Annotated in this window: 15 protein-coding genes; 5 read left to right on the top strand and 10 right to left on the bottom strand. The window is 35.9% G+C overall.

Annotated features, from left to right (window positions below; all coding sequences use genetic code 11):
- Nucleotides 1-2: 2 nt before the first annotated feature.
- On the bottom strand, nt 3-1553 hold the full coding sequence (locus KO524_RS07855; protein ID WP_219292692.1) for a PglZ domain-containing protein: 1551 nt from the start codon (nt 1551-1553) through the stop codon (nt 3-5).
- 281 nt (nt 1554-1834) lie between these two features.
- Here KO524_RS07855 and KO524_RS07850 point away from each other — a divergent pair, with 281 nt between their 5' ends.
- From KO524_RS07850 to KO524_RS07835, 4 genes are all read left to right on the top strand, one after another.
- Entirely contained in the window at nt 1835-2833 is a 999-nt protein-coding gene (locus tag KO524_RS07850) for a glycosyltransferase family 2 protein (protein WP_219292690.1), read from the top strand.
- A gap of 3 nt (nt 2834-2836) precedes the next feature.
- Complete coding sequence (coaE, locus tag KO524_RS07845; RefSeq protein WP_219292687.1) at nt 2837-3430, top strand: dephospho-CoA kinase; 594 nt, start codon at nt 2837-2839, stop codon at nt 3428-3430.
- A gap of 68 nt (nt 3431-3498) precedes the next feature.
- Entirely contained in the window at nt 3499-5082 is a 1584-nt protein-coding gene (locus KO524_RS07840) for a sensor histidine kinase KdpD (protein ID WP_219292685.1), read from the top strand.
- Between the two features lie 4 nt (nt 5083-5086).
- The gene (locus KO524_RS07835) at nt 5087-5803 is read left to right on the top strand and encodes a response regulator transcription factor (RefSeq protein WP_219292683.1); all 717 of its coding nucleotides are present in this window, start codon (nt 5087-5089) and stop codon (nt 5801-5803) included.
- Nucleotides 5804-5920: 117 nt separating this feature from the next.
- Here KO524_RS07835 and KO524_RS07830 read toward each other — a convergent pair whose 3' ends face one another.
- The 8 genes from KO524_RS07830 to KO524_RS07795 form a co-directional block, all read right to left on the bottom strand.
- Nucleotides 5921-6664 carry an acyl-[acyl-carrier-protein] thioesterase gene (locus KO524_RS07830; protein WP_219292681.1) on the bottom strand — a complete coding sequence of 248 codons (744 nt, stop codon included), beginning with the start codon at nt 6662-6664 and terminating at the stop codon, nt 5921-5923.
- A 13-nt stretch (nt 6665-6677) separates the two neighbouring features.
- Nucleotides 6678-7601, bottom strand: a complete 924-nt coding sequence (miaA, locus tag KO524_RS07825) for a tRNA (adenosine(37)-N6)-dimethylallyltransferase MiaA (protein WP_219292679.1) — start codon at nt 7599-7601, stop codon at nt 6678-6680.
- Nucleotides 7588-8433 (bottom strand): ion transporter, encoded by an 846-nt coding sequence (locus KO524_RS07820; protein WP_219292677.1) that lies wholly within the window; start codon nt 8431-8433, stop codon nt 7588-7590. Before KO524_RS07820 ends, miaA begins: the two co-directional genes overlap by 14 nt.
- Before the next feature lie 23 nt (nt 8434-8456).
- A complete protein-coding gene (locus KO524_RS07815; protein WP_219292675.1) occupies nt 8457-9806 on the bottom strand; it encodes an exonuclease domain-containing protein in 1350 nt (449 codons plus the stop codon).
- Between the two features lie 19 nt (nt 9807-9825).
- Nucleotides 9826-10497, bottom strand: coding sequence for a YggS family pyridoxal phosphate-dependent enzyme (locus tag KO524_RS07810; RefSeq protein ID WP_219292673.1), 672 nt, complete (start codon nt 10495-10497; stop codon nt 9826-9828).
- 6 nt (nt 10498-10503) lie between these two features.
- The gene (locus KO524_RS07805; RefSeq protein WP_219292671.1) at nt 10504-11721 is read right to left on the bottom strand and encodes a DUF1015 domain-containing protein; all 1218 of its coding nucleotides are present in this window, start codon (nt 11719-11721) and stop codon (nt 10504-10506) included.
- A 77-nt stretch (nt 11722-11798) separates the two neighbouring features.
- Nucleotides 11799-12686, bottom strand: coding sequence for a 3-hydroxyacyl-CoA dehydrogenase family protein (locus KO524_RS07800; RefSeq protein ID WP_219292669.1), 888 nt, complete (start codon nt 12684-12686; stop codon nt 11799-11801).
- A 111-nt stretch (nt 12687-12797) separates the two neighbouring features.
- A complete protein-coding gene (locus tag KO524_RS07795; protein WP_219292667.1) occupies nt 12798-13763 on the bottom strand; it encodes a Gfo/Idh/MocA family protein in 966 nt (321 codons plus the stop codon).
- A 151-nt stretch (nt 13764-13914) separates the two neighbouring features.
- Here KO524_RS07795 and KO524_RS07790 point away from each other — a divergent pair, with 151 nt between their 5' ends.
- The gene (locus KO524_RS07790; RefSeq protein WP_219292665.1) at nt 13915-14556 is read left to right on the top strand and encodes a protein-L-isoaspartate(D-aspartate) O-methyltransferase; all 642 of its coding nucleotides are present in this window, start codon (nt 13915-13917) and stop codon (nt 14554-14556) included.
- Nucleotides 14557-14583: 27 nt separating this feature from the next.
- On the opposite strand, the gene smpB is transcribed toward KO524_RS07790, so the two are convergent.
- A complete protein-coding gene (gene smpB / locus KO524_RS07785) occupies nt 14584-15036 on the bottom strand; it encodes an SsrA-binding protein SmpB (protein WP_219292663.1) in 453 nt (150 codons plus the stop codon).
- Nucleotides 15037-15241: the final 205 nt, after the last annotated feature.

The raw sequence follows: 15241 nt of genomic DNA, 5'->3' as shown, positions 1-15241 counted from the left end.
TTTTATTTAGGGTTTAATATGATAAACGGAACAATCATTTCTTCCAGTGAAATACCTCCGTGTTGGTAGGTATTTTTAAAATAGCTCACATAATAATTGTAATTATTGATATAGGCTAAAAAATAATCGCTTTTGGCAAAAATAAAAGAACTGCTCAAATTAATAGCGGGTAATTGTATTTTTTTAGGATCTTTAATGTGGTAAACATCTTTGGCTTCAAAAGTTAAACTTTTACCGGTTTTATATCTGAGGTTTAAACTGGTGTTTTTGTCTCCAATAACTTTAGAGGGGTTTTTGCAATTGATGGTGCCGTGGTCGGTGGTAATGATTAATTTAAAACCGGCGGCTTGCCCCTGTTGGATGATTTCTAATAGCGGTGAATTTTTGAACCAACTTTGGGTTAGGGAACGGTATGCTTTATCGTTAGAAGCCAATTCTTTAATCACCTCCATTTCCGTTTTGGCATGTGAAATCATGTCTACAAAGTTGTAAACAACGGTAACGAGTTTATTTTCTTTAAGCGTTTTAAAGTTATCAACTAATTTTTTTCCGTCGCGGTGGTTGGTGATTTTAAAATATTCGTGTTTAATATCGATGCGCAATCGCTTTAATTGTTCGGCTAAAAATTCAGCTTCATATAGATTTTTACCTCCTTCGTCAACGTCGTTTCTCCAATATTGCGGTAATTGTTGTTCCATCTGCAAAGGGGTTAAGCCAGAGAAAATAGCGTTACGAGCATATTGGGTTGCTGTGGGAAGTATGGAATAAAAATTATTTTCCTTTTCGGTTTTATAATGGTGGTTTACGGTTTCTTCAAGACTTCTCCATTGATCAAAACGCAGATTGTCGATCACGATAAAAAGTACCGGTTTTTCGCCAAGTAATTCTGGAGCCACCCATTTGCGAAACAACTGGTGTGAAAACACCGGACCCTCTTCGGGATGATTGATCCAAGTTTCGTAATTTTTTTCTACAAACTTTCCAAATTGTGTATTGGCTTCTGCTTTTTGACTTTCCAGTATGTCTATCAGGTTTTGATCGTCTATATTTTCGAGTTTTTGCTCCCAAAAAACCAATTTCTTATACAATTCGCTCCAGTCTTCATGACTGTTCACCATTTGCATATCCATAGCTATTTTACGAAATTCCTTTTGGTAGTCCAAAGTCGTCTTTTCGGAAACCAAACGCGAAACATCGAGGTTTTTCTTTAAACTCAATAAAATCTGATTGGGATTTACCGGTTTGATTAAGTAATCGGCAATTTTCGAGCCGATAGCTTCTTCCATGATATATTCTTCTTCACTTTTGGTAATCATAATTACCGGTATGGAAGATTTAATAGCTTTTATTTCTGAAAGCGTTTCTAAACCACTTAGCCCAGGCATGTTTTCATCGAGGAAAACCACATCAAAATTGGTTTCTTTAAATAATTCTATGGCATCTTGACCGTTATTGGCTGTAGTTACTGTATAGTTTTTCTTCTCTAAAAAGAGAATATGCGGTTTGAGTAAATCAATTTCATCATCTACCCATAATATTTTTATTGTATTCATTTATTTGAAGTGTCGTATTTAGGTGCAAGTTAATTTAAAAAACAAGAAAAATTAAGGTTAAAAACATTCTTTTACAACAAGTATTTGGATTTTTCATGAGGAAAACCACATTTTTGTAAAATTAGCAATGCCGTGGGAAGTGCCGTATTCCCTGCTATTTTTTGTAATAAGTTAAAAATTAAATACTTTTTATGCTATTATTTATTATAAATATAACAATGAATTTCATAATTACAATACTTAATAATACATTTGTTGAATGTTTTAATAAAACTTTATAAATGCGTTATTCTTTTGTTATACCTATCTACAATCGTCCAGATGAAATGGACGAATTGCTTGAAAGCTTGTCCTGTCAATCTTATACTTCAGATTTCGAGGTAGTTGTTGTAGAAGACGGTTCGACTATCGACTGTAAGGATGTCATAGCAAAATATAAAGAACGTTTGAATATCGCTTATTTTTATAAAAAGAACTCCGGACCGGGTGATTCTCGAAATTTTGGAATGCGTCAAGCGCAGGGAGATTATTTTATCATATTGGATTCGGATTGCATCGTACCGCAACAGTATTTATCGAAAGTTGATGCTTATTTAAAAGAGGAATACGTTTCTTGTTATGGAGGACCTGATAAGGCGTTGGACAGTTTTTCAAACATCCAAAAAGCTATCAACTTTTCAATGACTTCCTTTGTAACAACGGGAGGTGTTCGTGGGGGATCTGAGAAATTGGAAAAATTCCAGCCCCGAAGTTTCAATATGGGCATTTCTAAGGAGGCCTTTGAAATATCGGGTGGATTTGGAAATATACATCCGGGAGAGGATCCCGATTTGACGATTCGATTGTGGAACTTGGGTTTTAAAACCAAATTGTTTCCAGAGGCCTTCGTATTTCACAAAAGGAGAATCGATTGGAATAAATTTAGTGTACAGGTCAATAAATTTGGAAAAGCACGTCCCATTTTAAACGCGAGATATCCGGAACACGCTAAGTTGACCTTTTGGTTTCCAACCGTGTTTGTTTTAGGAGCCGCGATTAGTTTGGTCTTGGCTATGGTTGGGTTTACTTATTTTCTTGGTTTATACCTGTTGTATTTTACCATATTGTTTGTCACTGCCGCTTGGGTTGAAAAAAGTTTTTTGATAGGTTTTTTGGCTATTTTCTCAACAATAATTCAATTTTATAGTTATGGTACGGGTTTTGCTATATCATATTATAGAATATTTATAATGAAGTTAAAACCTGAATTGGCCTTTCCTGAGTTATTCTTTAAAATTTAAGAAATGAATCGTATTATTTGTTTAACAGGGGGCATAGGTAGTGGAAAAACAACGGTTTCCAATTTCTTTAAAGAAGCGGGAATTCCGGTTTATATAGCCGATGAACGTGCGAAACAAGTCATGGAGCGACCTGACATTATTGCAGTTATTAGCCGGTTGTTTGAGCCCACCGTGGTTTTGGACAATCAATCGCTGAATCGTCAGAAAATTAGGGAAATAGTTTTTAAAGACGCTGAAAAGTTATCAAAATTAAATGCGATCGTTCATCCAGCTGTAGCAGCAGATTTTAAAATTTGGCTACAGCAGCAAAAAGAAGCGCCTTTTGTAATCAAAGAATCGGCGATTTTGTTCGAATCAGGAACCCAAGGCAGTTGTGATGAAATTATTTTGGTCACTGCTCCTGAGGAGATAAGGATACAAAGAGTGATGTTAAGAGATGGAGTTAGTCAAGAAAATGTTCAAAATATTATGATAAATCAAATGAAGGATCATGAAAAACAAAAATATTGTCACTATATAATAGAAAATACAGATAAAAACAGAACGAAATTAGAAGTAGAAAAAATTATCAATAACATTTTAACTAAAAATAAATAATTATTGATTGTTAATTTTTAGTTAATCATATACTTCATAAAACATTTTAATGTTAATTTTGATATAGCATGAATAAATTTAGGTTTCGTTTACTGGTTCTGATCATGAGTTTCTCTTTGGTGGGGATTATTTTAGTTCAATTGTATTGGATCAATTCGTCTTATCAAAACAATGAGGAACAGTTTAAATACCACGTTCAGCAGGTTATTGGAAACGTGGCAACTAAGGTACAACAACGCGAAGCTTTAGAGTTTTATCGCAAGTATAATGAATTGAAGGATAGTATAGGTGTGGCACCCAAACAGAATGAACTTAAACAGTTTATGTATGTGGAGCGAAATCTAAATACCAACGAACAAATTATATATTCTAATACTTTAATATTAGAAGATTACAATTTAAAAGGAGCGCTCTTTGATAAAAATGCAGATAGTATCAAGATTAAAAATTTCGTATCGAAGCGGAAGACGGAGATTTTTAACGGAAGCTCAGTTGATAAATCGACCATCAATCGCGCTGCATTAGCCGATCAGACCGTTGAAAAAACCGAGAATCTTGATGTGTTAGATCGTGCCCAGTTCGATATTTATTTTAAAGATATAGTTGCTTTAAAGCCAATTGGAGACCGTATATCGCGTAGTGAACTGAGAAACCTATTAACGGCAGAACTAAAGCAATATGGTGTTACAGCTCCGTTTGAATTCGGGATTTACAACAACGGATTGGCAACGAAAATAAAGTCTGATGATTTTGTATATAAAGATAATGCGACCTATGGAGTTCCGGTATTGACGGAAAATGATGGTAAAAGCAAATACCAATTGTACGTTACTTTTCCGAACAAAAGTAAATATTTGTTTTCGTCTTTGATCGGTATCACTTTTATGTCTGTATTGTTTACAATAGTAATTATTGCAGCTTATTTCAGTGCGATTAACCAATTGATTAAACAAAAGCAGATTTCGGAAATCAAAACCGATTTTATCAACAACATGACGCATGAATTTAAGACGCCTATAGCTACTATAAATTTAGCATTGGATGCGATTAAGAATCCAAAAGTTACGGATGATAAAGAAAAAGTAGCCCGATATCTGCAAATGATACGAGAAGAGAATAAACGAATGCACGCTCAAGTAGAAAATGTTTTGCGCATTTCAAAATTGGAAAAACGCGAACTGGATATTCCTAAGGAAACGCTTAATATTCACGATGTTATCGAACACGCCTTAGATCATGTTGATTTGATTATACAAGATAGAGGTGGAGAAGCGCGCTTGCATTTAGATGCTAAGAGAACTGATGTTTTATTAAACGAATTTCACTTTACAAGTGTTATTGTCAATATTTTAGATAACGCTATTAAATATTCTGTTAAAGAGCCACAGATAGATATTTATACTGAAAATGTGAAAGATTTTATTTTAATAAAAATTAAAGATCAGGGAACGGGTATGAGTAAAATTGCTCAAAAGAGAATTTTTGAGAAATTTTATCGCGAACACACTGGCGATTTACACAATGTAAAGGGACATGGTCTTGGCTTGGCATATGTTCAACAAATCGTCGAAGATCACAATGCACAAGTTTTTGTGGAAAGTGAAAAAGGTAAAGGAAGTACCTTTATAATTAAAATGCCATTAATAAATTAGTAATATGGAAACAACAAACAACAAAAAGATTTTACTCGTGGAAGATGATCCGAATTTCGGAGCAATTCTAAAAGATTATTTAGTAATCAATGATTTCGAAGTCACTCTCGCTAAAAACGGAATGGAAGGTTTTGAAAAATTTAAGCGTGATACCTATGATTTATGTATCTTAGACGTGATGATGCCTTACAAAGACGGTTTTACTTTAGCCAGAGAAATCAGAGATAAAAATAAGGATATTCCAATAATTTTCTTGACTGCAAAGTCGATGAAAGAAGATGTGTTAAAAGGATATAAAGTAGGTGCAGATGATTACCTAAACAAACCTTTTGACTCTGAAGTTCTTTTGATGAAGATTAAAGCGATTATTCATAGAAAAGCTTCTGAAATTAAAACGGACAACACTAAATTTGAATTTCAAATCGGTAAATTCCATTTAAACTCAAAATTGCGATTTCTTACGTTTGAGAATGACGAGCCAATCAAACTCTCACCAAAAGAAAACGAATTATTAAAAATGTTAGCGATTTACGAAAATGACCTAATGCCTCGTGAAGCAGCATTGACAAAAATATGGAGAGATGATAATTATTTCACTTCTCGTAGTATGGATGTTTATATTGCTAAATTGAGAAAATATTTAAAACAAGACGAACAAGTTGAAATTTTGAATATTCACGGTGAGGGATTCCGTCTAGTAGTTAAAGAGCTTAAAGCATAAGCAAATACTTTTAAAAAAGGGTTTTACGCGCAATGGTAAGACCCTTTTTTATTGGGTGTGAGTTCGTAAGTGGCTAGTTTTTTTGTAGCCGCTAGATTTTATTGATAAACTGGTGGCTTACTTCCACGTAAGATTGCATATAAAATGCGTACTGCTACCACTACTGATGCTGTAAGTACTCTGCTTGGAATCATCCGTATGTAAGTTCACGGCATAAGGCATTCCATAAACCATTTCCTTTTTAAAAATCATTTCGATTTCGGAAAATTCTTCATGTATAATTTTATCAATAGGTACTGTATCTAAGATCCATTCGACATATTTGGTATTATTGACGTGATTAAGCATATCTAAATCGGAATATAAAACGGTGTTTTCGCGAATTTGCTCAAACGAAATACCGTTGGCTAATTTGCTAAATCCTCCTTTTAAAGCCTTTTTAGAGTTAAAAATATCAAAATGGTCGTGAGCTATAGACATCACTCCTGGACGTCGCTTTTCGGTATCTATAATGACCCAAAGGGTACTGATGCCCATTATTTTTTCCCCGTTTAAAAAAACTTCAAAATCACGTATGGAGCGCGAGCCTTCTAGGCTTTGAATCCAAGTGTGAATCTCGATGATATCTTGCCATTGCGGCAGTTTAGTAATCTCTATTTTCATCTTGCTCAACACCCAGGCCAAGTTGTTCTGTTGTAAATCTTCAAAGCTTATACCTCCTAATATAGCATGTGTATTGGCTACTTTTTGAAGAATTTGGCCAATGGCTGCTGTTTTTAATTTACCGCTAGGCGCACATTCCAAGAAGTCAACTTCGTGGCTTTGTGAATACAGGGATATAAAATCTGGAGATATGGGCATTGGGACGTTATTTTTAAATTTGTGGTGACTGTTGTTGATTGATGTGGTTTAGTATTTCTACCAAAGGAGTTTGTATATTAAACCATTGTATTCCTTGTGTTCTCTTAAACCAGGTTAATTGTCTCTTGGCAAATCTACGGGTGTTTTTTTGGATTTCTGAGACGGCAAAATCCAAACTTATTTCGTTGTCCAAGTAGGAAAATAATTCGCGATAGCCAACGGTTTGTAAAGCATTTAAGTTTTTGTATGGATACAATTTTTTCGACTCTTCCAACAAACCGTGAGACATCATTTGTTCGACGCGTAAGTTAATGCGACTATACATAAATTCGCGTTCGGCTTCTAAACCAATAACGATAGGGGTAAAGTTTCTGCTTCCTTCCTTCTGATTTAAGAAAGAGGAATAGGGTTTACCGCTGCTGATACAAACTTCTAAAGCGCGAATCACGCGTTGCGGATTTTGAAGGGCAACCTTCGTATAATGAATCGGGTCAAGTTCTTTTAATTGATTTTGCAAATGTTCCAATCCCAAATCGTTGAATTGCGCATTGAGCATGTCGCGAATTTCGGGTTTCACCTCAGGAAACTCGTCTAATCCGTTTAAAACAGCGTTGACAAATAGACCAGAACCACCAACCATAACCTGAATGGAATTTTTCGCGAACAGTTCATCGAGTTTTTCAAGTGCATCACGTTCAAAATCTCCCACAGTATAAGGCTTTTCAATGCTCTTATCCTGTATAAAGTGATGGGGAACCGCAGCCAATTCGTCCGTGCTAGGGACTGCTGTTCCTATGCTCATTTCTTTGTAAAACTGACGACTGTCGCAAGAGATGATTTCGCAACGGTAATGCTGTGCTATTTCAATAGCTAAGGCTGTTTTTCCAATGGCAGTAGGGCCAACTATAGTGATTAAATAATTATTACTTGTAGACATTTTTTAATTTTTGACCGCAGTTATAGCAGTAGTTTGAATCTTCATCATAAATAATTGTAGTACAAGAAGGACAATTGCGGTTTTTATTTTGGAGCCTATTTCTTTTGGCATTGGCAAATTCAGCGGTAACAATTCCGGTAGGAACAGCAATAATACCGTATCCCATAATCATAATAAACGACGCGATGATTTGCCCCAGTGTGGTTACGGGAGCTATATCTCCGTATCCGACTGTAGTCAAGGTTACTATACACCAATATATACTGGTTGGTATACTGGTGAATCCGCTTTCCTTGCCTTCTATAACGTACATTAATGCTCCTAATAGAACGGAAACGATCAAAATAAAATATACAAACACGATGATTTTTGTTCTACTCGCTATTAAGGCCAATTTTAAATGGGACTCTTGTCCCACATAAGGCATCAAATTTAGAATGCCAAACAGGCGTAATAAACGCAAAGCTCTTACTACCGACAGTATACGAGAACCAGGTATAAAAAAAGATAAATACATCGGTAATATCGAAATCAAATCGACGATTCCATAAAAACTAAATATGTATTTGAGCGGCTTTTTATTACAGATAATTCTCAACGTATATTCAATTGAAAAGAATACCGTAATGATCCATTCTGATACGATGATAAAAGTGTGGTATTTGGTATCTAGCTGTTCAATTGATTCCAACATAACCAACAATACACTAAGTAAAATAACCCCCAATAAAAGGAGGTCAAATAGTTTGCCAGCAAAGGTGTTGGAACCGTAAATAATGATATATATCTTCTGCTTTAGAATATCATATTTATTCTTAAATTTTTTCTGCATGATAGTACGTATTTCTTAAATAATTAAAACTTAAGTAGTTTATATCCTCGACGTTTATTCATGTAGTTTAGAATAATATTTCTGTGGTTTCTGTGGAAAGCAAGCGGTATCAAAATACTCTGTAAGCGCTCCTTAGCGGTAATTTGATAATTGAGGTCGTAATAACAATAGCCCATAAGCTTTCCTTCCTCGAGTACAACCGCACTTTTTTCTTCTATTTTACGGCCTTTATCAACTAACAGTATGTTTTTATCGTCTAAAACATAATCCTGGACCGCTGACAATAGTCTGGGATTGTATTGAGAAAAGGCCTCGACACTATCTTCAGAAAAGCTTTCGCTATTTATTTTTTTATTGTTTTTGGTATTGAATTGAGCGATAAAGGGATTTAAATCATGATCTAAAATAATTTTCTCTGTAAACTTAAGGCCTTCAGAAGGAGAATTAAATGCCATAATATTCTTTTTGCGTCCATCGGTCTTCTCAATAGAAAAATATAGGAAACCGGCGGTATTGGTTTTTATATAAAGCGAATACGGATAAATCGCTTTAGGGCTTACTTTATTGTAAATGGGTTTATTGACTGCTATTTCCTCGGATTCCTTCAGTAAAGCAATCAATTCATTGCCTGTTTTTTCAAAAGTAACGGTATAGGCTTCTTTTTGAATTTTTTTAAACAGCGCAGTGTTGCTGGTAAAGTTTTGGCTCACTTTCTTTTTGATATTGGTACTTCTGCCAATAAAAATGATAGTACCCATTTGGTTGTGTATATAGTAAATTCCCGTAGAAGAGGGAAGTTGCTCTACGATATCCAACAGTTTTGGAGCAATTCCGATTTTGATGTCGGATTTAATCATCTCTGTAAGTATGTTTTTTTCCAAATCTTTAGACAAGAGTAGTTGAAACAACTTTAAGGTGGCTATGGCGTCGCCATTGGCTCTGTGTCGATCTGCAATAGGGATACCCAATGAGCGTACGAGTTTACCCAAACTATACGATTGTTGTTCTAGAATCAATTTCTTAGACAATTCGACCGTGCATAGGGTTGGTCGTCGGAAATCATAACCCAAACGCCTAAATTCAGTGCGTAGAATACGATAATCAAACTCGGCATTATGAGCAACAACTACACAATCTTGTGTGATTTCTAAAATGCGTTTTGCCACTTCATAAAATTTGGGTGCCGAGCGCAACATAGCATTATTGATACCCGTAAGTTTTACTACAAAGGGCTGTATCTCAATTTCGGGATTGACTAAACTAATGAATTGATCAACCACCTGAGTGCCATCAAATCTATAGATGGCAATTTCAGTAATGCCTTCTTCATTAAATTGTCCCCCAGTGGTTTCAATATCTAATATGGCGTACAAATTCTTACAAGATTATATATTAATAATTACGACTGCCGAAAATAGTACTACCAATTCGTATCATGGTGCTGCCAGAGCTTATAGCCGTGATATAATCGTTACTCATCCCTATTGAGAGCTCTTTAAAGTCTACATTTTCAAGTTCTTTATATTGAAGCTGTACCCGATGAAAGATCGCATTTAAATGGTCAAATTCCTTTTTTATTTTGTTCTGATCATCTGTAAAGGTGGCCATGGCCATCAAACCTACAATCTTGATGTTTTTTAGTTCTTTTAATGCTGGCGAAGTCAATATTTCATCGAGTTCGGATTCTTCGAGCCCAAATTTGGTTTCTTCGTCGGCTATATATACTTGTAACAAACACGGAATGATGCGTTCGTTTCTCTTGGCTTGTTTGTCTATTTCCCTAAGCAGTCTAAAACTATCCACACCGTGGATTAAACTGACAAAAGGGGCCATATATTTCACCTTGTTGGTTTGGACATGTCCAATCATATGCCACTGAATGTCTCTCGGTAAAACCTCGAATTTATCTGACATCTCTTGAATTTTGTTCTCTCCAAAGATTCTTTGTCCGGCTTCATATGCTTCCAAAATATCTTCCACCGGTTTGGTTTTTGAAACCGCAACCAAGGTTACCCCTGCAGGTAGTGCCTTTTTAATTTCCAATAAACGAGATGCTATAGTCATGATTCTTTAAATTTCATAGATGATTAACCCACTTCTAAATTTGGGTTCAATATAAGTACTTTTTGGTGGCATAATTTGATTATTATCGGCAAGTTCTTTAATTTCTGTCACATTTGTAGGATACAACATAAATCCAACCTCAAATTCGCCACTATCAACCATTTCTTTGATGGTGATGATCGATTCGGTTCCGGGAACATATTCGATGCGACTGTCTGTGCGTAAGTCTTCGACACCTAAAATAGGGTGTAGTAGTTCGGTATACAGTACTTGTGCGTCTAAATTATTTAAAACCCCTTCGGAATTGCCGGTACTCTTTAATTGCAACGAATAAAATTCACCGTCGAGATACATACCAAATTCCGTTTTTTTGGTCGGTTTCCACAGTTGCTGTTTTTTGTTTTTTACGACAAACTTTTCATTTAACAATTGTAGGAAGTCCGTTTTTGAATGCTGATTTAGATCGTGAATCAAACGGTTGTATTCGTAAATTTTGATGTTGTTTTCCGCAATAAGGAAACTCATAAAATAATCCAGATGAGGATTGTTGGATGCGTGATCTTGTTTGTATAACAGTTCGGCAGAAGCAGAACGGTGGTGACCATCAGCGATATATAGCTGTTCAATAGAACCAAAGGTTTCGATCAGCCAATTTTGATCACTGACTTGATCAATCTTCCATAAGGTGTGTTTTTCCTTGTTGGAAGTAGTAAAATGGTATAAAGCCTGCTTTTGCTTAAATTCGTTTATCCAGGCATTCAGTGCTTTATTTTCGGGATACATCAACAAAACCGGCTCGGTATTGAATCGCGTAAAATGCAAATAGTCTTTAAAAGTATGAACGCGGTATTCGAGGGTATCTTCGTGTTTTTTAATTAAGTTATTCTGATAATCTTCAATAGCAGTACCCGCTAAAATACCGGTGAATTGATGGTTTTTAGATTCGATTTGGTACAAATAAAAAACGGGATTATCTTCTTTGACAAAGATACCCTCTTTTTTAAAATCCATAAATTTGGTTGCTACGGCCTTATACCGCTTTTCGATATTTACTTTTTGCTGATTGGCGTAGGCCGGATTCAGTATGTGTAAAAAGGAAAAGGGATTAAATTCTAAAGAATAAGCGAGTTCTGTGGTGCTGTAGTCGTCATAAGAACGGGTGGTCACCAAACTGACTTTATCTGAGGTAGGTCGCAAGCCTTGAAATGGAGTAATTTTTGCCATTGTAAAGCAGATTATAAAGATGAAAAGATATTGGGCTCTAAAGCCCAATACTTTTTTATATTATTAAAAGGCGGTGCTTATGAAAACATTTTGGCCACTTTTTCAGCTTTTTTGCTTTCAGCGTAGTCGTAAAAGCCCTCTCCTGATTTTACACCCAGTTTTCCAGCCATTACCATGTTTACCAATAAAGGACAAGGTGCGTATTTTGGGTTTTTAAAGCCGTCATGCATCACGTTTAAAATCGATAGACAAACATCTAGTCCGATGAAATCTGCTAATTGTAGTGGTCCCATTGGATGAGCCATACCCAATTTCATTACCGTGTCGATTTCCTCTACACCAGCAACGCCGTTGTATAGCGTTTCAATGGATTCGTTAATCATCGGCATCAAAATTCTATTTGCGACAAATCCCGGATAGTCATTAACTTCCACTGGAGTTTTATCCAATTGTTTAGACAAATCCATGATTTGTTGAGTCACGGCATCAGAGGTGTTGTAACCGCGGATGATTTCAACCAATTTCATAATAGGCACCGGATTCATAAAATGCATACCGATAACGCGTTCTGGATGGGATACCACAGAAGCGATTTGGGTAATGGAAATAGATGATGTGTTGGTAGCTAGTATGGTGTCTTTAGAACAAACTTGGCTTAATTCTTTAAATATATTTAACTTCAAAGTGCTGTTTTCTGTAGCCGCTTCAACCACTAAATCCGCATTGATTACGCCGTCTTTAATGTCGTTGTAAGTTATGATGTTTTCGATAGTTGCTTTTTTATCGGCTTCTGTAATAGCGCCTTTTGCAATCATTCTATCTAAGTTTTTAAGAATGGTATTCATTCCCATTTCAATTGATTTTTCAGAAATATCAATTAAAAATACTTTAAATCCTTTTTGAGCAAAAGTATGGGCAATTCCATTTCCCATAGTTCCTGCACCGATTACAGCTATATTTTTCATATGTGTTTAATTTATTTTGTATTTAAGTTCCTATGTAATCGCTTGAGTGTTACTCGGCGTTTTAAATCCTTGTGAAACACTTGGTGATTGGGTAATATGTTGGTTTGCGATTTATTTTTTAAAACAACCGATAATTTGGTGAGCCAATCGCAAAGCCGCTGCACCGTCTTCTAAGGTGACTACCGGGGTAGTTTGGTTGTTGATTGCATCAGCAAAGGTTTCGAGCTCCTCTAAAATAGCGTTGTTACTGCCGACTTTAGGATTGTCGTAATAGATTTGTTTTGAAACCCCTTCGGCATTTTGAAAAATCAAATCAAAATCTCCTGGAGTTTCCGGAGCTTCTTTCATTTTGACCACCTCGCAGATTTTTTCTAAATAATCAACTGAGATATAGGCATCTTTTTGGAAAAAACGCGTTTTGCGCATATTTTTCATCGAAATTCTACTCGCTGTAATATTGGCAACACAACCGTTTTCAAATTCGACACGCGCATTGGCGATATCTGGGGATTCGCTTAAAATGGAAACGCCACTTGCGCTAACCTTTGTTACGGGAGAATTGACAACGCTTAGAATAACATCCAAGTCGTGTATCATCAAATCCAAGACTACTGGAACATCGGTTCCGCGTGGGTTAAACTCGGCTAATCGATGGGTTTCTATAAACATGGGTTGCTCAATCTTAGCTTTAATCGCTTGAAAAGCGGGATTAAATCGCTCCACATGTCCAACCTGTCCTTTTACGCCGTATTGTTTGGCTAATGCAATCAATTCGTCTGCTTCTTCGACCGTATTGGTAATGGGTTTCTCGAGAAAAACGTGTTTGCCTTGTTCTATCGCTTGTTTAGCACAATCAAAATGCGATAGGGTCGGAGTAACAATATCTACTACATCTACCGCTGCGATTAATTCGGCTATGCTGTCAAATGATTTATAGCCAAATTCAGCAGCTACTTTTTTAGCATTTTCTTGAAATGGATCATAAAATCCTACTAATTCATATTTATCCGATTGATTCAGTAAACGAAGGTGAATTTTACCTAAGTGTCCTGCTCCCAATACCCCAATTTTCAACATAAAAATTCTATTTGGAACAAAAATAAAACATATTTGCTTAATCCCTAAGATTTAAAGTCTAAACTTTTCCGGAATCTTTATTCTACTTAGGTTTTAGGCTGTTTTTGTACTGAAATATTGCGTAATTTTACGCAAATTAATATATGCAATAGTGAAAGATTCTGCCAAACATCAAGGACTTCGAAATCAGTTAGTGAACGTTTTACAACGAAAGGGAATTACCGACAAAAATGTACTTCAAGCAATCAAATCGATACCTCGTCATCTGTTTTTAGACTCGAGTTTTGAAGATTTTGCCTATCAAGATACCGCTTTCCCAATTGGTGCAGGACAAACGATTTCACAGCCCTATACGGTGGCTTTTCAATCGCAGTTGTTAGAATTGACTAAAGACGATAAGGTTTTGGAAATAGGCACCGGTTCGGGCTACCAAACCGCGGTATTATTCGCTATGGGTGCTCGGGTATTCAGTGTAGAACGACAAAATGAATTGTATAAAAAAACATCGCAATTGCTGCCTAAGTTAGGAGTGAGAGCACGGCATTTAACTTTCGGTGATGGTTATAAAGGATTGCCGAATTTTGCGCCATTTGACTCGATCATCGTTACCGCTGGAGCACCGTTTATACCACAGCCTTTGATGGCTCAACTTAAAATAGGAGGACGCTTAGTGATACCGGTAGGAGAAGAGGTGCAAATCATGACTTTATTGATTCGAAAATCGGAAACTCAATTTGAAAAACATGAATTTGGCGATTTTCGTTTTGTTCCCATGTTAGAGGATAGGAACTAATCACTAATAATAGTGATTAGTCAAGAATTAAAAATCCTTTTTAATTCGATCCAAATCGCGTTGGTTATCGCGGTCCTTGATACTATCTCTTTTGTCGTAATTCTTTTTTCCTTTACACAGCCCAATTTCCAACTTGGCCAAACCTTTGTCATTGGTGAATAGTCGTAGCGGTATGATGGTTAGACCTTTGTTTTGAACGCTTTTTAATAAACTTTTTAACTCTTTTTTATTGAGTAGTAGTTTGCGCTCGGTTTTGGGTTTGTGGTTAAAATGTTTGCTAAAAGCGTATTCTTCAATATGGGTATTGATTGCGAATAATTCATGACCTTGAAATTCGCAAAAACTTTCGGTTATTCCGGCTTTACCCAATCGAATCGATTTGATTTCGCTTCCAGCTAATACCATTCCAGCTGTATATTTTTCGAGAATTTCGTAATCGTATCTCGCGCGTTTATTTAATATGTTTACAAATTTTTGCATAAAACAAATGTAGTAAAAAAATTGCTTATTCGTTAATTGGAATTTTTTCTTGGATGTCTATAGGCCCATCCGCCCATTTGCGAATACGCCCATCCGCGTATCAGCGTATCAGCGTATCAGCGTATCAGCGTATCAGCGTATCAGCGTATCAGCGTATCAGCGTATCAGCGTATCAGCGTATCAGCGTATCAGCGTATCAGCGTAT

The sequence above is a fragment of the Flavobacterium sp. NKUCC04_CG genome (assembly GCF_019345525.1).
In the GTDB taxonomy this organism is placed as follows: Bacteria; Bacteroidota; Bacteroidia; order Flavobacteriales; family Flavobacteriaceae; genus Flavobacterium.
The sequence above is the reverse complement of the archived record's forward strand: the minus strand, read 5'-3'. Positions and strand labels throughout refer to the sequence as shown.